Annotated in this window: 16 protein-coding genes and 1 riboswitch; of the genes, 9 read left to right on the plus strand and 7 right to left on the minus strand. The window is 71.4% G+C overall.

Annotated features, from left to right (window positions below; translation table 11 throughout):
- Positions 1 to 210: 210 nt before the first annotated feature.
- The 5 genes from ACFQO7_RS33615 to ACFQO7_RS33635 all read right to left on the minus strand — a co-directional run bounded on the left by ACFQO7_RS33615 (position 211) and on the right by ACFQO7_RS33635 (position 7326).
- Positions 211 to 756, minus strand: a complete 546-nt coding sequence (locus ACFQO7_RS33615; protein ID WP_376810159.1) for a hypothetical protein — start codon at positions 754 to 756, stop codon at positions 211 to 213.
- Entirely contained in the window at positions 747 to 3140 is a 2394-nt protein-coding gene (locus tag ACFQO7_RS33620; RefSeq protein WP_376810160.1) for an RHS repeat-associated core domain-containing protein, read from the minus strand. Before ACFQO7_RS33620 ends, ACFQO7_RS33615 begins: the two co-directional genes overlap by 10 nt.
- Before the next feature lie 59 nt (positions 3141 to 3199).
- Entirely contained in the window at positions 3200 to 4042 is an 843-nt protein-coding gene (locus ACFQO7_RS33625) for a hypothetical protein (RefSeq protein WP_376810161.1), read from the minus strand.
- A 480-nt stretch (positions 4043 to 4522) separates the two neighbouring features.
- Positions 4523 to 6463 carry an AfsR/SARP family transcriptional regulator gene (locus ACFQO7_RS33630; protein ID WP_376810162.1) on the minus strand — a complete coding sequence of 647 codons (1941 nt, stop codon included), beginning with the start codon at positions 6461 to 6463 and terminating at the stop codon, positions 4523 to 4525.
- 71 nt (positions 6464 to 6534) lie between these two features.
- Positions 6535 to 7326, minus strand: a complete 792-nt coding sequence (locus ACFQO7_RS33635; protein WP_376810163.1) for an SDR family NAD(P)-dependent oxidoreductase — start codon at positions 7324 to 7326, stop codon at positions 6535 to 6537.
- A 162-nt stretch (positions 7327 to 7488) separates the two neighbouring features.
- On the opposite strand from ACFQO7_RS33635, the gene ACFQO7_RS33640 reads away from it, so the two are divergent.
- The 5 genes from ACFQO7_RS33640 (at position 7489) to ACFQO7_RS33660 (ending at position 11386) form a co-directional block, all read left to right on the plus strand.
- A complete protein-coding gene (locus tag ACFQO7_RS33640) occupies positions 7489 to 7992 on the plus strand; it encodes a Chromate resistance protein ChrB (protein ID WP_376810164.1) in 504 nt (167 codons plus the stop codon).
- The gene (locus ACFQO7_RS33645; RefSeq protein ID WP_376810165.1) at positions 7989 to 8447 is read left to right on the plus strand and encodes a chromate resistance protein ChrB domain-containing protein; all 459 of its coding nucleotides are present in this window, start codon (positions 7989 to 7991) and stop codon (positions 8445 to 8447) included. Before ACFQO7_RS33640 ends, ACFQO7_RS33645 begins: the two co-directional genes overlap by 4 nt.
- A complete protein-coding gene (chrA, locus tag ACFQO7_RS33650) occupies positions 8444 to 9850 on the plus strand; it encodes a chromate efflux transporter (RefSeq protein WP_376810166.1) in 1407 nt (468 codons plus the stop codon). Before ACFQO7_RS33645 ends, chrA begins: the two co-directional genes overlap by 4 nt.
- 245 nt (positions 9851 to 10095) lie before the next feature.
- Positions 10096 to 10593, plus strand: coding sequence for an HIT family protein (locus ACFQO7_RS33655; protein WP_376810167.1), 498 nt, complete (start codon positions 10096 to 10098; stop codon positions 10591 to 10593).
- A 241-nt stretch (positions 10594 to 10834) separates the two neighbouring features.
- Complete coding sequence (locus ACFQO7_RS33660) at positions 10835 to 11386, plus strand: hypothetical protein (protein ID WP_376810168.1); 552 nt, start codon at positions 10835 to 10837, stop codon at positions 11384 to 11386.
- Here the strand turns inward: ACFQO7_RS33660 and ACFQO7_RS33665 are convergent.
- Together ACFQO7_RS33665 and ACFQO7_RS33670 are read right to left on the minus strand one after the other, a co-directional pair.
- Complete coding sequence (locus tag ACFQO7_RS33665; RefSeq protein ID WP_376810169.1) at positions 11383 to 12210, minus strand: MOSC domain-containing protein; 828 nt, start codon at positions 12208 to 12210, stop codon at positions 11383 to 11385. The two genes, ACFQO7_RS33660 and ACFQO7_RS33665, sit on opposite strands and share 4 nt — an antisense overlap.
- Entirely contained in the window at positions 12207 to 13079 is an 873-nt protein-coding gene (locus ACFQO7_RS33670; protein WP_376810170.1) for a bifunctional 5,10-methylenetetrahydrofolate dehydrogenase/5,10-methenyltetrahydrofolate cyclohydrolase, read from the minus strand. The genes ACFQO7_RS33665 and ACFQO7_RS33670 overlap by 4 nt, the downstream gene beginning before the upstream one ends.
- Positions 13080 to 13091: 12 nt before the next feature.
- Positions 13092 to 13173, minus strand: a riboswitch (ZMP/ZTP riboswitch).
- A gap of 227 nt (positions 13174 to 13400) precedes the next feature.
- Here ACFQO7_RS33670 and ACFQO7_RS33675 point away from each other — a divergent pair.
- The 4 genes from ACFQO7_RS33675 (at position 13401) to ACFQO7_RS33690 (ending at position 17495) form a co-directional block, all read left to right on the plus strand.
- Positions 13401 to 14591 (plus strand): ATP-binding cassette domain-containing protein, encoded by a 1191-nt coding sequence (locus tag ACFQO7_RS33675; RefSeq protein ID WP_376810171.1) that lies wholly within the window; start codon positions 13401 to 13403, stop codon positions 14589 to 14591.
- Between the two features lie 132 nt (positions 14592 to 14723).
- A complete protein-coding gene (locus ACFQO7_RS33680) occupies positions 14724 to 15698 on the plus strand; it encodes a calcium/sodium antiporter (protein ID WP_376810172.1) in 975 nt (324 codons plus the stop codon).
- A 107-nt stretch (positions 15699 to 15805) separates the two neighbouring features.
- The gene (locus ACFQO7_RS33685) at positions 15806 to 16729 is read left to right on the plus strand and encodes an ABC transporter ATP-binding protein (RefSeq protein ID WP_376810173.1); all 924 of its coding nucleotides are present in this window, start codon (positions 15806 to 15808) and stop codon (positions 16727 to 16729) included.
- On the plus strand, positions 16710 to 17495 hold the full coding sequence (locus ACFQO7_RS33690; protein ID WP_376810174.1) for an ABC transporter permease subunit: 786 nt from the start codon (positions 16710 to 16712) through the stop codon (positions 17493 to 17495). Before ACFQO7_RS33685 ends, ACFQO7_RS33690 begins: the two co-directional genes overlap by 20 nt.
- The last annotated feature ends 38 nt before the right edge of the window (positions 17496 to 17533 follow it).

Raw genomic sequence — 17533 nt, forward strand, 5'->3', positions numbered from 1 at the left:
CGGACCACCGTCCTCGGTGGACTATGAGTTATCTCACAACATTGCGGAGACCAGGTGAAGCCGGCGCTGTGAGTTCATTCCCGACGGCCGCCGCCGGATGGGGCGTGCATTGCGTGCCGAGGGCTTGCGTACTCCTCACGGCACACCACGAGGCTCTGCCCACGCCGTGGATTCGGCGTGGGCAGAGCCTCGGTCGGTTCACTGGCTCCGCTACTCGGGGTCCTGCCCCGCCGCTGCAGCGCCCGGGACAGGAATCGCCGCCACCAGCCGTATCAGCTGCCAGCGCGCTTCTTCCCAGGAGGCTGTCCGCCGCAGGCTCGCGGCATCGCCGGAGTCCGCGCTTCGCGCCGCCCAGGCCGCGACCAGCTGCTGGCCCTCCCGGGCCACGTCGAGCACTCCAGGCTGGTAGTGCTGCCTGGCCCGGACACCGTGCTCCTCCAGCGCGCGCTGGCAGGTCGCGTCGACCGCGAGCTTGGCGATCCACATGACCCGGTCCGCCTGGCTCGAGCCGTCGCCACGCGTGGCGAAGAAGACGTGGTGCGCCTCAGCCAGCCGTTCGATCGAGCCGCCCCCGGTGAGCAGGTCGTGCGCCGTACCCAGGTACTCCGACGCGGCGGCGCGCTCCGCTTCGCGCATCGCCTCGCCGCATACGCCGAGGACGTGCTCGGCGTATGCAAACGCCAGTTCGGAGCGCAGCCGGTCGTCGATGCGGCCGAGCAGATCGGCCAGCAGCCGCGGAACCACTATCAATTCCATGAGCCCCTACCCCGGTTCAGCGCCTGCAGCATTTCTGCGGGCGTACCCGCCTGGAATTCGATCTTATCGAGCCCGAACTGCGCCTTGAGGTTGCCCGCGTTGCGGAACTGCTCACCGGGGAAGCCACCGCTCGAACTCTTCAACTCGACCACCCAGCCGACCGGCTTCTTCGGGTTCGAGTAGTCGATGACGACGAAGTCGCCCTGCGACATCGTGCCGTTCGTCCGGAACACCTTGAAGTTGGGCTTCATTTTCAACAGTTCTTTGACGAACTTGAGTTCGTCCGGGCTCATCTTGTACGGCTTGCCGGGCGCCTGCTGCCCTCCCTTGATCGGCAGCGGATCGATGCAGCCGGAGTTGTGGACGAGGACCGGCATCTCCGTCGCCCGCACGAAGTACGTGTGCAGCACGGCGACGCTGAGGTTGTACATCTGCTGCGAGCCGGTGAAGTTCCGCACCGCGGCCACCTGGTAGCGAGTGCCGTCCGGGCCCCGCAGCAGTGATTCACCCGCCACGAGATCGGCCGCCTCGACCCAGCGGTCGCCCGACTCCTCCCAGACCGGGTGGCCGGCCGTGGTGTGCAGGACGTCGGCCTGCCCGCGATCGAGGAAGAACACCGGCCCCGAACCCGATCGGACGAGGTCGACATCGGTCAGCTCCGCGTCGGTATTGACATGCACCTGCGTCACCGGCTGTGCCTCTACCGCCCCCGTCACCGGATCCCCGGCCATGACGAGGTCACCGACCTCGACTTCGCTGATCCGCTTCGTCGAACCATCGGCCATCAGCACCAGCGTCTCGCCGTCGAAGCTGTTCTTCATGCACTTGGTGAGCTTGCGGAACGTGCGGTAGTTGCCGATGAGTTCGGCGACCTTCGCCGCGCCGGCGCCGTCGAGTCCGGGGATCATCGCCGCGCCCGACAGCGCCGCGCCCTCCTTGTCCCCGGTGACATACGAGATCGCGACGTCCAGCGCGTCACAGCCCGCTCCGTACAGCGGGGCGAAGCCGCAGATGGTCAACCCCAGCTCGATGTACAGGAGGATCTCCTGGCCCTTGATCCAGTCCCGGTACGCCCGCTCCGCCAGCGCGGCCGCGCAGATGTCGTGCGTACCCGGGCCGTACATCTCCTCACACGTAGTGATCTCGTGCACGAAGTTGTAGGCGAGGATGTTGTCGCCGTCCTTGCAGGTGGGATCGACAGAGATCGGCACCTTGCACTCCGTGGTGGTGGTCGTCGTCATGGTCGTCGGCGTGGTCCCGTAGTCGGGTCCGTTGCCGTTCTCGGAGCCGGTGCAGGCGCCTGGGCCGCCGACGTATCCGGGAGCGCAGCTCGCCGAACCCAACATTCCGGTGGGGTCGGTGATCGCCAGCGGGTTGCCGTTGGCGTACCCGTAGGCGCTCCACTGCTGAGGATCACCCAGATCCATGATCGGGTCGACGCTGACGAACCTGCCGACACGAGGGTCGTACTCTCTCGCCCCGAGATGGGTCAGGCCGGTCATCGGGTCGATCGTGCCACCGACGAAGCCCTTCTCATCGGGCCAGAAGGCCGGTGCCGACAAGTCGCGAGTCGTGCCGTAAGGCGTCGTCCGCCGCCAGTAGATGGCGCCGGTGGCCGCGTCGATGCTGCTGGTCGCGGTGTCGTGATGGTCGGCGGCTTGGAAGAACACCCCGGTGGTCTTGCGTACCGCGATCGTCTGCTCACCGATGGAGTAGAACCTGGTGCCGGAGACGACTGTTCCCTCCCGCGCCAGATCCATGCCGGGCAGGTAGAGGGTGGTTGCGCCACCGGGTGCCTTGCGGGCGATGCGGTTGCCGTCGGCGTCGTAGACGTACGTCGTCGCCTGACCGCCGACCGGGGTGCTCGTCGCGAGCCGGCCTTCGGCGTCCCAGGTGAGTGCCTGGTGTCCCGCCTCGGTGCCGGAAGCACATTCGTTGGCGGCGTCGCTGTTCGGCCGGCACACGGTGTTGCCGGCACTGTCGTAGCGGTAGCGATAGGTGCGGTCGCCTGCGGGCCCGGTCTCGTCGATCCTGGTCAGGGTGTGCGGCTGGTTCTGCCCCTCGCCCTGATCCGGGTAGACGTAATCGCGTTCCGTGTCGACCCCGCCGGTGAGCGAATGGATCGTCTCCGTCTGCCGGTTGCCGACCTTGTCGAAGGACCAGCTGTGGTGATACGGCGCGGCGCCGCTCACCCCGGTCTGCGCCACCCCGTCGGCGCACGTCTTGGTCGTGCTCGCCGTCGACCACGCCTCGGTGAGCCGGCGCAGGTGGTCATACGTGAAGCACTGGGTGTCGCGGGCGCCGGTCGTCGGGCTGTCCGCGATCGTCAGCACGTTGCCGACGTCGTCGTATCCGTACCGTGCGTCCATGTCGATGGTCGTCACGCTCTGGCGATCCACCCTGGCCCGGGTCAAGCGACCGGTGCCCCGCTCGTACTCCCAGCTCAGCCACGCCTTCTTCCCGGTGCCTCCGGTGGACAGCTCCACTTGCAGCAACTCGCTGAGATTGCCGTAGGTCGCCGTCGTGACGTAGCTGTCAACCCGGTCATCGTGATCGGACGCTGCAGCGAGTCATAGGTCGTAGCGACGGCTTCAGCCGGCAGCCCACCCGCTTCAGGGAGGCCGATCGACTGTACAGAGCCATCGGTGTTGTACGCGGTGGTGAACTCGTAGCTCTTGCCGAGCTGCGAGCCGACGCCGCCGGTGCCGTTGGCGGGGAAGGTGTAGCGCACCTTGAGCGGCCGGTAGAGCTGATCCCGCAAGGCGTTGACGGTGAAGTAGTTCTGACCGTCGACGATCCGCTGGCTGTAGTGGAGCTGACCCTTGTTGCCTGCGGCGTCGTACACCCAGGCCGCCATCCGGGTGCCGGTGTCGAGTTCGCCACGCCAGGTCTCCGTTTTGCGGCCGAGCTTGTCGTAGCGGTACGACACCTTCACACCACGGCTGTCGGTCACCGACGTGGTCTGTCCGGCCGCGTCATAGGTGTACCGGGTGTCCCCGGAGTCCGGGTCCTCGACGAGCTCCTTCATTCCACGCTGGTTGTAGTGGTAGGTCCATAGGGTGCCGAGCGGATCGGTCACCGTCTTGAGGTCGCCGCCGGAGGTGTAGGTGTAGCTGGTGACGTCCGCAGCGCCCGCCGGGCCGCTGCCGTGATACTGGTGGAGTTCGGTCGTGTGTCCCCGCGCGTCTACCACCGTCGTCGTCGGCACGCCACCCGCGGGCGGATCCACGTGGGTACGGTTGCCGTCGTACGAGGTGGTGGTGATCCAGCGCGCGTCACCTGCCACGGAGTAGACCTCCGCGATCGGCCTGCCCGCGTCGTCGTAGGTGATCGTGGTCTGCCCGTTGACGGAGCCTTCAGCGGTCACGATCGGCAGGTCACCCGACCGGTTGCTCGCATGAGATGCGACGACCCGTCGAGCCACCGGTCAGGCGGACCGGTGGCTTGTGGATGCCTTCGTCGGGGGGCGTCTCAGATCTGGGATGAAGCCCAGGAAGGGTCTAGCGGCACTGGCGTCGCCGATTTCGCGCCTGTGCACAACATCCGATCCGGAATAGCCGACAGCCCCGTGCGAGAGTCACGCCGTGATTGTGATATGGATCTTTCCAGCTGTCTAGGCCAGGGCCGACCTGCGCATTCGTCCGTGCCCTGGGGTTGCCCCGGCCGAGCCGTTCCGCGATTTCGCAATAATGCCGGACGATGCCGCGATACATAACATCCACCGCGAATAGGCACCCCAGCCGGCTGGAGTCTGGCCTGGCGAGCATCAGGGGCGTGCGCGAGCTGTGCGCAGCGCGGCGTCCAGCGCTGCCAGATGGTCTGCGACCCGGCCGACCGTCAGTGCTCCGCTGGCCGCGCCGGCCCACTCCGCAGCCGCCGGGAGCAGCGCACGCCTGACCCGCCTCATGGTCTCCCGATCGCCGGCGGCGATGGCGGCGCGGCCCAGCAGGCACCACATTGCCTCAGCGAGCAGATCCGCGGGCGGATCCGGCACGTCGGCGAGCCGGACCGGGGGACGCACCCACGGCTCGTACGGCCCCCAGTCCTCATCGCCGGCCTCCGCCGGCAGTCCCCGGCGCAGCCGCATCCCGAGCAGTGCCAGCGGCAGCAGCCCGTCGCGCATACCCGGCATCCCCGCATCGTCCAGCCGAGCACCCGCCTCCCGGTAGAGCAGCTCGGCCCGGTCGTCACCGGCCAGGTCGGCCCGCAGCGCCCGGTACCACCGGGTGAACACGGCGACCAGCGGCCGCTCGTGCCGGGCGGCCAAGTCGTCGGCGGCGTGCGCGTGCTGGTCGGCCCGGTCGAACGCGGCCACCGCGCAACTCGACTGCAGCCTGATCAGGTGACCGAGCACCTCGACGCTGGCCAGGTCGTGCCGACCCGCCAGGCAGACCAGCTCGGCGCCGATCCGGTCCCGGGCCGCCGATCCGCCGGTGCCGGCGAAGCTCTGCATGAACACGCCGTTCAACGCGAACGCCAGCAGCACGGGGTCGTTGCTGGCGCGGGCGATCGTCTCGGCCTGCCGGGCGCACTGCGCCGGCCGTGGATCGCGGGTGCCTCGCGACTCGATCGCGATGGTGGCCAGCAGCCGGGCCCGGACCGGGTCCGGCCGGGTCGGCGGGAGCATCGCCAGGGCCCGTTCCGCCGCGGCGACGATGCCGGCCGCCTGCTGCGCGTCATCGACACGCGGCCAGATCGCCGGTACGTCATAGGCGCCGATCACCCGCGCGGTCAGTTCCGGGTCGCCGAGCTGCTCGGCGGCCGCGACCGCCGCGGCCCGCTGCTCACGGGCCACTTCAAGACCGCCGGCGCCGGTGACCGCGAGGTTGCGCAGCATGCCGACCGCCGACTCCAGCCGCATCCGGGCTCCGCCGCCGACCCGTTCGTAGGCGGAGGTGACCCGGGTCAGCACCTCGGCGGCCGGATCCGGCCGGCCGGGGGCGTCCAGGCTCGGCTCCTGCCGCAGGATGTCGGTCTCCAGGGTGCGCAGCGCCGGGCCGGGCTCCACGCCGAGGTGACCGGCGAGCAGCTCACGGGCCCGGCGCAGCACCGCGAGGGCGTCACCCTGGCGACCCGACCGGTACAGGGCCAGGGCCAGCAGCCCCCACCCGTGCTCGCGCCACGGATGTGCGGTGACGTGCCCGTCCAGGTCCGCAACGGCCCGGTCGGCCTGTCCGAGGTCGAGTTGGGCTTGCGCCCGTCGTTCGACGGCCTGCAGGCGCAACTCGGAAAGCCTGGACCGATCGGCGCGCGGCCAGGCGGCGTCCGGGAAGTCCGCGTACGCGGGACCGCGCCACCAGGACAGCGCCTCGTCCAGCAGTGCCAGCGCCGTGACCGGGTCCGCCGTCGCGGCCTCGGCCACGGCCTGCTCGAACCGCCAGGCGTCCACCTGATCGGGTGCGCACCTCAGCGCGTACCCCAGGCCTTGGGTGACCAGCAACGTGGCCGGTGCCCGCGGCGGGCGGTCGGGCTCGACGGCCTTGCGCAGCGCCGCCACGAACGTCCGCACCGCGGCCACCGCGCCCTCGGGCGGCGCGACCCACAGGTCATCGACAAGATCATTCACGGGTACGGTCCGGCCGCGCGCCACCAGGAGCCGGCCCAGCACCGCACGATGCATCGGACCTCTCAGCGCGACCGGCCGACGCTGCGCGTCCTCGGCGGTCACCGGCCCGAGAACGCCGAAAGTGATCCGCCCGCCGTGCATCCCGCCACGCTATCGCGGATCCCCCCGCTCAGCCGGTCAGCGGCGTCCTGCCGGCGTCCGTCCGGGCCGGTTCACAGCACCGTGGTCAGCACACCACCGTCGACGCGTACCGCTGTTCCGTTGATGGCCGACGCGAGCGGGCTGGCGATGAAGGTGACCGCGTCGGCGATCTCGCCGGGTTCGATGAAGCGGCCCAGCAGGCTCGTCCGGTTGGCGCCGATGATCGCCGCCTTCAACTGCTCCTCGGGCAGAGACTGCGCGTCGGCCAGCATTCTGACCGTCGTGGCGACGCCGTCGGAGTACGTCGGGCCGCCCAGCACCGAGTTGACGGTCACCGCGGTGCCCTTCGTGAGCTTCGCCAGGCCGTTGCCCACCGACAGCATCGCCGTCTTGGACGCGCCGTAGTGGATCATGTCGGCCGGGATGTCGACGCCCGACTCGCTGCTGACGAACACGATGCGGCCCCACCCCCGATCGAGCATCGCCGGCATGAGCCGGCGCGCCAGCCGGACGCCGCTGAGCACGTTGACCTCGAAGTAGAGCCGCCAGTCGTCGTCGGAGATCTGCTCGAACGGCTTGAGCTCGAACAGCCCCACGTTGTTGACCAGGATGTCCACGCTCGGGAGCTGGTCGCACAGCCGGTCGACGTCCTCGGTGACCGCGAAGTCGGCGGGCAGGCCGCTGACCGAGGCACCCGGCACCTCGCGCCGCAGCGCGTCGACGGCCCCGGTCAGCTTCTGCGGATCACGGCCGTTGAGGATCACGGCGGCGCCTTCGGCGGCCAGGGCCTTCGCGGTCGCGTAACCGATGCCTCGGGTCGATCCGCTGATAACCGCGGTCTTGCCGGTGAGCTGCAGGTCCATTCGTCCTCCTCATGCGTTCCCCCGGCCGGGGCCGGGGCCTCGCCCCCTGCCGGACGGTCCGGCAGCGGTCGGTGATGAGGTTGCCGCGGACGAATGAGCATCCGATGAGCAAATCGATCGCAGCGCGGATCGGTGTGCCGTAACCGTGGTTACAATATTCGGATGACGGCAGGGGAAGACCTCGACACGTGGGTGCTGCTGGCATACCGCATCCCGCGGGAGCCGTCCCGGCCCCGGATCGCGGTGTGGCGCAGGCTCGAATCGCTCGGCGTGGCCAGGCTCGGCGACGGCCTGGTCGCGCTGCCCGCCGACGCGCGCACCCGTGAGCACATCGAGTGGATCGCCGACGAGGTGATCACCGCCGGTGGCACGGCCACCGTGTGGCTGGCCAAGCCGGGCAGCCGTACCCAGCAGCGCACGATCGCCGCCGGGATGCGCCAGGCCCGCGCCGCCGAATACGACCAGGTCACCGCCGAAGCACAGGCCGTCCTCACGGCCGATCCGGCCGAGCGGGCACGGGTGCTGCGGCGGCTGCGTGAGCAGCTGCGCCGCATCGGTCGGCGCGACTTCTTCCCACCACTCCAGCGCGACACCGCCCACGCTGCCGTTCAGGCGCTGGCCGAGCCGAACCCGGCTGACGCCGCGGCTGCGGGGCGGGTCCGATGAGCGTGTGGGCGACCCGCGCGGCGATCCACATCGACCGTGCGGCGTGCGCGTGGCTGATCCGGCGGTCCGTCGATCCCGACGCGGTGTTCGTGTTCGTCAGCGACCCCGCCGACGTGCCCGACGCGGCGACGCCGTTCGACATGCGCGGCGTGCGGCTGGGCCACCACGGCCCGGACTGCAGCTTCGAGACGATCCTGCGCCACTACGAGATCACCGACCCGGTGCTGTGGAAGATCGCGCAGATCGTGCACGAGGCCGACCTCGACGACGGCCGCTTCCACGCCCCCCGAGGCCCCCGGCCTCGACACCGTCCTGCGCGGACTGTCGATGATCGCCGACGACGAGCAGATCCTCGCCGTCACCGCGCCGATCTTCGACGGACTGTACGAGTACTTCCGCCGCAGCCTGCTACTGGACCGCACCCCCGCCTGACCATCCCACCGGAGCCGCAGTGACCACCACCCGGTCAGCACACACCAGCGACACCACCACTGCCACCGGCACCCCAGCACGCGACGTCGTGCCGCTGCGGCACGCGGTCAAGGCCTGGTCCGTGATCTCGCTGCAGACGTTCGGTGGCCCAGCCGGGCAGGTCGCGGTCATGCAGCGCCACCTGGTCGACGAGCGGCGCTGGATCGGCCAGCAGCGGTTCCTGCACGCGCTCAACTACTGCATGCTGCTACCCGGCCCGGAGGCGCAGCAGCTGGCGATCTACGTCGGATGGCTGCTCAACGGCGTGCGCGGCGGCCTGCTCGCCGGCACCCTGTTCGTCCTGCCGGGAGCGCTGGCCCTGCTGGTCCTGTCGGGGCTGTACGTCGCCTACGACGACAGCGCCGCCGTCACCGCGGTCTTCACCGGCCTGGCACCGGCCGTCGTCGCCGTCGTCGCGCAGGCCGTGTGGCGGGTAGGCACCCGTGCACTGCACAGCACCGCGCTGGTCGGCTTCGCCGCGGTCGCGTTCGCAGCCCTGGCGTTGTTCGCGGTGCCGTTCCCGGTCGTCGTCGCCGCCGCAGGGCTGAGCGGCTGGGTGCTGCACCGCATCCGACCGGGCTCGATGACCGCGAAGACGAGCCACGGCGGCGGCACTCCAGGCCCGGCTCCGCTGATCTCCGACGATGCGCTGCACCACGACCGTCCCTCAGCCCGGCGCGCGGCGACGATCCTCGCCGTCGGCCTCGTGGCCTGGTTCGCTCCCGTCGCGCTGGTCGCGGCCACGACCGGCACCGGCAGCGTGTACACCCAGCAGGGCTTGTTCTTCTCCGGCACGGCGGTCGTCACGTTCGGCGGCGCGTACGCCGTGCTGGCCTACGTCGCCCAGCAGGCCGTCGAACGTTACGCCTGGCTGTCCGCCGGTGACATGGTCCGCGGCCTGGCCCTGGCCGAGTCCACCCCCGGACCGCTGATCATGGTGGTGCAGTTCGTGGCATTCCTCGGCGGATACCACCATCCCGGCGACCTCGACCCCTGGGCAGCCGGGATCATCGCCTCAGCCCTGACCACCTGGGTCACGTTCGTGCCGTGCTTCCTGTTCGTCCTGCTCGGCGCGCCGTACGTCGAGCGGCTGCGCACCAGCCACAGCCTGTCGGCGGCGCTGACCGGCATCACCGCCGCGGTCGTCGGCGTCATCGCCAACCTCGGCCTCTACTTCGCCATGCACACCCTGTTCACCGACACCCGCACGCTGACCGCCGGCCCCCTGCGCCTGCTGCTGCCCGATGTCGCCAGCCTGCGCCCGGCAGCGGCGGTCATCGCAGCGGCCGCCACGTTGATGATCTTCTGGGCGAAGTGGTCGGTGCTGCGGGTGCTCGGTGCCTGCACCCTGCTCGGGATCGTCGCGGGGCTGCTCGGCCTGACCTGACACACCACGATGTCGTTCGCGCCGGACGTGCCGGGGCCGACTCATGCGCCGACGTGGTGTGCCGGGTGGGCGTGGTGATCGAGGTCGGCTCAGCCCGGGGTCGGTGTGCGCGCAACGCCGCATGCACGGCCCGTTTCGCGGACACGGTCCCTTGGACGAACCTTGGATCACCGCCCCGGCCAGGGCGGCCTGGCGGCGGGCGTCGCAGGACAGTGGACGACGCGACTCATCGTTACGATGCGCGCGTGAGCGATCATTCCGATCGGATACCGATGGACCTCGCGGCCTACGAGCGCCGGACCCGCTCGGGAAAGTGCTTCATCTGCGCGTTCCTCGCCGGCGAGCCCGGCTACGAGCACGAACTGGTCTACGACGATGACACTCACGTCGCGTTCCTCAGCCGCTACCCGACACAGCCCGGCTACACGCTGGTCGTTCCACGTCGTCACGTCGAGGACGTGGTCCGCGACCTCACGGCGGACGAGTACCTGGCGCTGCAGGCCGTGGTGCATCGGATCGCTCGCGCGGTGGGCGAGGTGACGCGGCCGGAGCGCACCTATCTGCTGTCGCTGGGGAGCATGCAGGGAAACGCGCACGTCCACTGGCATGTCGTGCCGCTGCCGCCCGGTGTGCCATACGAGAAGCAGCAATATCACGCGCTGATGGCCGAGAACGGCATCCTGAACCACGGCCCGGAGCAGATCTCCGACATGGCGGCGCGGATCCGCGCCGCACTCGGCTGAACTCCTGCGGCTCCCTCAGTCCCCGCCGCGCGCGTCGGGTGGGTCGCTGACGATGGCGCGCCTGACGGCTTCGTAAGCCGTGTCGGCCAGGCCTGAGTCGCGGTCGTCCCGTGGCATCGCGAGCAGCGTGAGCACCACCCCTGTGCCGGCTCAGGGGCCTTGCACTGTGCCCGATCCCCGTCCTGAGGCGTGTTTCGTCATATCGGGCTGGTGGGATGCGCCCCTCCCCTACGCTCGCGGCGTGAAGGGGTTCGCTCGGCGGGAGTTCCAGCTGATGCTGCTGCGGCGGATGTCCGACTTCCAGCCGGAACTGGTGGAGGCCGCGTGCGCCGAGCTGTCGGCTTCGCACACCGAGTACATGACAGCGCACAACCGGTGGCAGACGATGCTGCGGTCGCGGTCGGCGCCCAAAGGGCTGCTGCTGTACGAGGCGGTGCTGGGCCCGGCCGACGAGCGGCGGCAGGTGCCCTACGGCGATGCGGTGCTGACGGCGCACCGCTGGCGGCTGGCCGGCCTGTGGCCGGAGCTGCGCTGGGAGGCGCTCGTGGGCACGGAGGACTTCGTGCTGCACGGGTGGCTGGTGCGGGCGGCGGGGGCACCGGTGCCGGCGCTGGGTCCGGTCGCCGGGCTGGCCCCGTGGTCCTGTGTCGTCGACGACGTGCTGGCCCGGTTCCCGCAGGCACGTCAACGCGACCCGGAGGTGCCGGCCCGGTGGGGTGTCGACGTGACCGACGGCGACATCGTGCACCGGCTGCTGTTCGTGCACGGGCTGCTGCAGCAGGTGACGTCCTAGACCTCGACGGTGTCGCCGGGTCGGACGCGGCCAGGCTGCAGGACCTGTGCGTAGACGCCGGCGCAGGGCTGCGGGCCGAGGGCGGGCAGCGGCACGACCCGGTGGTGTCGGGCCAGCACCCGCAGCGCGTCGGGGTCGTGGGGCAGGTCGCCGTGGGCCAGGGACGGCACCGCGCAGCGGGGCGTCGCGACGATGACCCGCAGCACCAGGTCGTCGCCGATGCGCAGGTCGCGGCCGACCCAGTCGTCCTCGGCGAAGCCGTCGCCGGGCAGGTCGACGACGATGTTCGGCCGGTAGCGGCGCGCGTCGGCGCGGCGGGCCGGATGCAGCGCGGCGACGGCGCGCACGGTCGCCGTGGTCAGCAGGTGAACGGGCGCGAAGTCGAAGAAGGTGCCCGGGGCCGCGCCGCCCAGGGTGCTGGTGACCAGCGGCACGGCCGCGCCGACGCCGTCGCGCAGGACGGCGTCGGGGTCGGCGCGGTCGAGCTGGGCCTGCTCCGGCGGGGTCGCGGTGAGGGCGACGTCGCGTCCGAGCAGCGCCGACATGGTTTCGGCGGCGGCCGGGTCGGTGCTGTGCACGTCGAGGCCGCGGCCGGTGATCCGCACACCGTCGGCGTCGGTCGCGGCGGTGAGGGTCAGCAGCCGCTGCCAGAGCCGGGGATGTTTGGCGCTGGCGACACGGCCGCTGCCGGTGTCGATCACGGCGAGGGCGCGGTCGCCGGCCACGCCGGTCTCGGTCACGTCGGCTACGGCGAGCTGCTCGCCGAGCAGGGACTTGACCGGGTAGCGGTGCAGCGCGGCGACCTGCGCCCTCGCCGCGGTCACGGGTGGGCCCGCTCGGCGGCCGCGACGACGTTGCGGAACAGCATCGCCACGGTGGTCGGGCCTACGCCACCGACACGAGGCGTGATCGCCCCGGCGACGCCGGCGACCGACTCGTCGACGTCGGGCAGGATACGGCGGCCTTCGTAGCGCACCCCGCCGCCGACGACGACCGCACCGGGCTTGACGTGCTCGGGCTGGATGATGCCGGGCACACCGGCGGCGGCGATGAGGATGTCGGCGCGGCGGGTGTAGCGGGCCCAGTCCTTGACGCCGGTGTGCACGACGGTCACGGCGGCGTCGGCGGTGGGGCGCTTCTGCGCCAGCAGCATCGCCAGGGGCCGGCCCAGGGTCGCGCCGCGGCCGAGGATGACGACCTCCCGGCCGGCGACGCCGATGTCGTAGTGGGCCAGCAGCGCCTCGATGCCGGCGGGAGTGCAGGGCAGCGGGCCGGGGATGCCGAGGGCGAGCCGGCCCATGTTGACCGGGTGCATGCCGTCGACGTCCTTGTCGGGGTCCATGGCCTGCAGCGCGGCGTTGTAGTCCAGGTGCCCCGGGATCGGGTACTGCACGAGCATGCCGTGCACGGCCGGGTCGTCGTTCCAGGCGGTGATGACCCGCTGCACGTCGGCCTGGGTCGCGGTGGCGGGCAGGTGCTCGTGCGGGGACGCGAAGCCCAGCGCGGCGGCCTGCTGCTGCTTGATGCGGATGTAGCCGGCGCTGGCGTCGTCGTCGCCGACCAGCAGGGTGGCCAGGCTCGCGGTGACGCCGCGGGCGCGCAGGGCGGCCGAGCGGGCGGCGACGTCGGCGAGGACCTGGTCGGCGACGGGTTTGCCGGGCAGCAGCCGGGCGGTGGTGGTGGTCGCGGACATGCGGCTCCTTCACGCGGTCGCCCAGGCGGTCGGCTTCCGCGGTGGCTCCCCGATGGTCGTTCCCATCCTCTTGCCGCCGGTCGCAACATTCGCCACACAGCATGCCTCACCCGTTCCCGGTGGCGGCAACCGCGGCCTGCCGGACCGGGATTGTGGACGTGGACGCCTGGTCCTATCGTGGATCCCGGTGTGCCGGGAAGCCTGGTCGGCGGTGTGGTTCCGTGACGATCAGGAGGGCCGATGTCGCACATTGGGCGTTGTCATGGCGGTCGCCGTGGCCGATGAGCTGAGGATCAGGCTGCGTGCCCACGCCGGTGCCTGGTGCCACCGCTGCGCCCGTCGACCACGACCATCCGCATGCTGCTGGGCATGGTCAGACCGAGCGCCGGCACCGTCACGGTGCTCGGACAGCGGCTGGGACCCGGCACCGGAACCGCGGTCTGGGCGCAGGTCGGCTACCTGGTCGAGGCACCGTCGGCGTACCCGGACCTGACGGTGCGGGAGAACCTGCGCATCGCCGCGCGGCTGCACGGCCTGCCCGGCCGGGGCCACGTCGACGAGGCGATCGACCGGCTCGGCCTGGCCGCCTACGCCGGCCGCAAGGCCGGCAAGCTGTCGCTGGGCAACCTGCAGCGCCTGGGCCTGGCCAAGGCGCTGCTGCACCGGCCCCGGCTGCTGGTCCTCGACGAGCCGGCCAACGGCCTGGACCCGGCCGGGGTGGTGGAGATCCGGGCCCTGCTGCGCGAGCTCGCCGACACCGGGACCGCGGTCCTGCTGTCCAGCCACCTGCTGGCAGAGGTCGCGCGGCTGGCCGACCGGGTCGGCGTCATCCACCACGGACGCCTGCTGCGCGAACTCGACGCGGCGCAGCTCGCCGCCGAGCAGCGCCGGACGTTGCACGTCGCCGCCCGTGACAACGCCGCGGCGGCTGCCGCGCTGCGCGCGGGCGGATACCGGCCGCGGGCGGTCGGCGGGTTCGTCATCTTCGGCGTCGTCACGATCTGGGTGTTCGGCCGCGAGTTCAGCGACCGGACGGCCAAGGACCTGCTCGCCCTGCCGACGTCGCGCACCGCGGTCGTCACGGCGAAGTTCGTGCTGATCACCGGCTGGTGCCTGGCGCTGACGGCGCAGCTGTACGTGCTGGGACTGCTCATCGGGGCGGGTCTCGGCCTGCCCGGCTGGTCGGCGGCGGTCGCCGGTGAGGGCCTGGTGCGGCTGCTGGCCGTGGCGGCGATGGGTGTGGTGCTGACGTTCCCGCTGGCACTGGCCGCCTGCGCCGGACGCGGATACCTCGCCGCGGTCGGGGCGATGTTCCTGGCGGTCTTCTGCGCGCAGGTCATCGCCGCGCTCGGGTACGGGCACCTGTTCGCCTGGTCGGTGCCGGCTCTGGTCAGCGGTGTCGCCGGCAGCGAGCACGTCCCGGTGGGGACGATCGGCTACCTGAGCGTCGTGCTCGTCGGCGCCGCCGGAGCACTGGGCACGGTCGGGTGGTGGCACCGCGCGGACCACTGAGGGCGCCCGCGGCGGATCGCCGGCCGCGCGTCGCGGGTGCGAGCGCGGGTGGGCCACGGTGTGGGCCGGTGTGCCGGGAAGTCTGGTCGGCGAGCAAGTCCCGTAGACCCGACCCCTTCCTGGGAGGCCACCGTGATCACGCAGATCCTGCTCGCCGTCGCCGGCCTGGTCCTGCTGACCTTCGCCGCCGACCATCTGGTGCTCGGGGCGTCGCGGCTGGCGGCTCGGCTGCGGATCAGCCCGGTGGTGGTCGGTGTCGTGGTCATCGGGCTGGGCACGAGCGCGCCCGAGTTCCTGGTGTCGGCGCTGGCCGCCGCGCGTGGCGACACCGGTATCGCGGTCGGCAACATCGTCGGGTCCAACATCTTGAACCTGACGCTGATCCTCGGCGTCGCCGCGCTGATCGCGCCGTTGGCGGTCGACTCGGCGGTCATCCGCCGGGAGGTGCCGCTGGCGGTCGGGTCGGTGGCCGTGTTCGCGGTGGCGGCACTGGCCGGGTTGTCGCCGCTGACGGCGCTGCTGCTGTCGGCTGCCGCGGCGGCGGCGTTGTTCGTGCTGGTCCGATGGGCCAGGGGCGGTGGCAACCAAGAACTGATCGCCGAGGTCGCGGGGTTCGAGGCCGAGGGCGAGGCCGTGATCGTCGCGCCGGTCAAGCGCTCGGCGGCGTGGTTCGAGCCGCTGCGCACCGTGCTGGGGCTGGCCGGTGTCCTGGCCGGGGCGCAGCTGCTGGTCGCCAACGCCTCGGTGATCGCCGCGCAGTTGGGCGTGCCGCAGCTCGTCATCGGGTTCACGCTGGTGGCGCTCGGCACGTCGCTGCCCGAGCTGGTCACCACGATCCAGGCGCAACGGCGCGGCGAGACCGACCTGGTCGTCGGGAACCTGTTCGGCAGCAACCTGTTCAACAGCCTGGCCGGCGGCGCGTTCATCGGCTTCGCGGCCGGTGCGGACCGTCCGGGCACCGCCACGGTCGCGCTGCTGTCGGCGATGGTGTTCACCGCGCTGCTGGCATGGGCGCTGCTGCGGCGCGGGCTGCGCCTGACCCGTGCCGACGGCGCGGTGCTGCTCGGCGCGTACGCCCTGACGCTGCCGCTGCTGCTGGCCGGCTGAGCAGCGCGGATCTGCCCACATTGCCGGGTCCCGGCAATGTGGGCGGGCCCAAGTCGGCCGAGTCCGGACCTGGAACCTGCGAGGGGACACAGCGGATGCTGTGGAGCATGACCGACGACATCGCCGTTCGAGCCGAGGACTTGACCAAGTTCTACGGCTCCCGCCGCGGCATCGAGGGCCTCGACCTGGAGGTCCGCACCGGGGAGGTGATGGGTTTCCTCGGCCCCAACGGGGCCGGCAAGACCACCACCATCCGGCTGCTGCTGGACTTCCTGCGCCCCACCCGAGGCCGCGCCGCCGTCCTGGGCATGGACCCCCGACGGGACAAGGCGACCCTGCACCGCCACATCGGCTACCTGCCTGGCGAGCTCGCCTTCCCCGGCCGGGAGAAGGCCGCCGACCTGCTGCGCTTCTTCGCCGACGCGCGCGGCGGCGTGGCCTGGCAGACAGTGACCGGGCTGGCCGAACGCCTGGAACTGGACCTGTCCCGGCCGATCCACACCCTGTCCAAGGGCAACAAGCAGAAGGTCGGCCTGGTGCAGGCGTTCATGCACTCCCCCGCGCTGCTGATCCTCGACGAGCCCACCAGCGGCCTGGACCCCCTGATGCAGCAGGAGTTCCTCGCCCTGGTCCGGGAGGCGCGCGCGGCCGGGCAGACGGTGTTCATGTCCTCGCACGTGCTCGCCGAGGTGCAGCAGACCGCCGACCGGGTCGCGATCGTCCGCGACGGGCGGCTTGCCGCCGTCGAACGCGTCGAGTCCCTGGGCCGCCGGGCCGTACGCACCGTCGAGATCCACTTCGACGGGCCGGTCGACGCCGCGGAGTTCGCGGCGCTGCCCGGCGTCAGCGACGTGACGGTGTCCGGGCCGGTGCTGCGCTGCACCGTCGACGGCCGTCTCGACCCGCTGGTCAAAGCCGCCGCCCGGCACGAGGTCGTCGACCTGCTGTCGGCCGAGCCGGACCTCGAAGAGACGTTCCTCAGCTTCTACTACCAGTCCGAAGGAGCCGGCGATGTCACCGCTGGTGCGTAAGACCTGGCGCGATGACCGCCGCGCCATCATCGGGTGGGCGCTCGGCATCGCCGCGTTCACCGTGATCTACACCTCGTTCTATGCCAACCTCCAGGGCGCCGCCGAACTCAAGGACGACGCGCTCCCGCCTGGCATGAAGGATTTCCTGTCCATCCAGGACATGACCTCCGGCGCCGGATACCTGCAGGCCACCGTCTACAGCCTCGTCGGGCCGCTGCTGGTCGTGATGGCGGCGCTGATCCTCGCCGTACGCACCATCCCCCGTCCCGAGGAGGACGGCGGCATCGAACTGCTGATGGTCAACCCGCTGTCGCGGCGGGCGTTCGCCGCCCAGCGGCTGCTGGCCACGTTCCTGGCCGTGACGGTGCTGGCCGCGATCCCGCTGGTCCTGGTGCTGGCCATCGCGCCCGGTGTCGGCATCGACGTGCCCGCGACCAACATCGCCGCCGCCTCGGCCGGGCTGATCGGGCTCGCCTGGTGCTTCCTGGGTATCGCGTTCGCGGTCGGCGCGGCCACCGGCAGACGCAGCCTGGCCCTGTCGGTCACCGGCGCACTGGCCGTGGGCACCTACATCCTGCGCGGCATGTCCGGCGTGATCGACGGCGGGGCATGGCTGAAGTGGCTGTCACCGTTTCACTACTTCATCGGAACCGATCCCCTGCACACCGGCTGGCACCCCACCCACCTGCTCGTCCTCGTCGCGGTCGGCGCGGCCGGGGCGGTCGTGGGGATCGCCACGTTCGACCGCCGCGACGTCGGCGTCTGAACCCCGTGCCGCGGACAGCGGACGGCCCGCCCGCCGTT

It is taken from the genome of Catellatospora aurea, assembly GCF_042663325.1.
Taxonomy (GTDB): domain Bacteria; phylum Actinomycetota; class Actinomycetes; order Mycobacteriales; family Micromonosporaceae; genus Catellatospora; species Catellatospora aurea.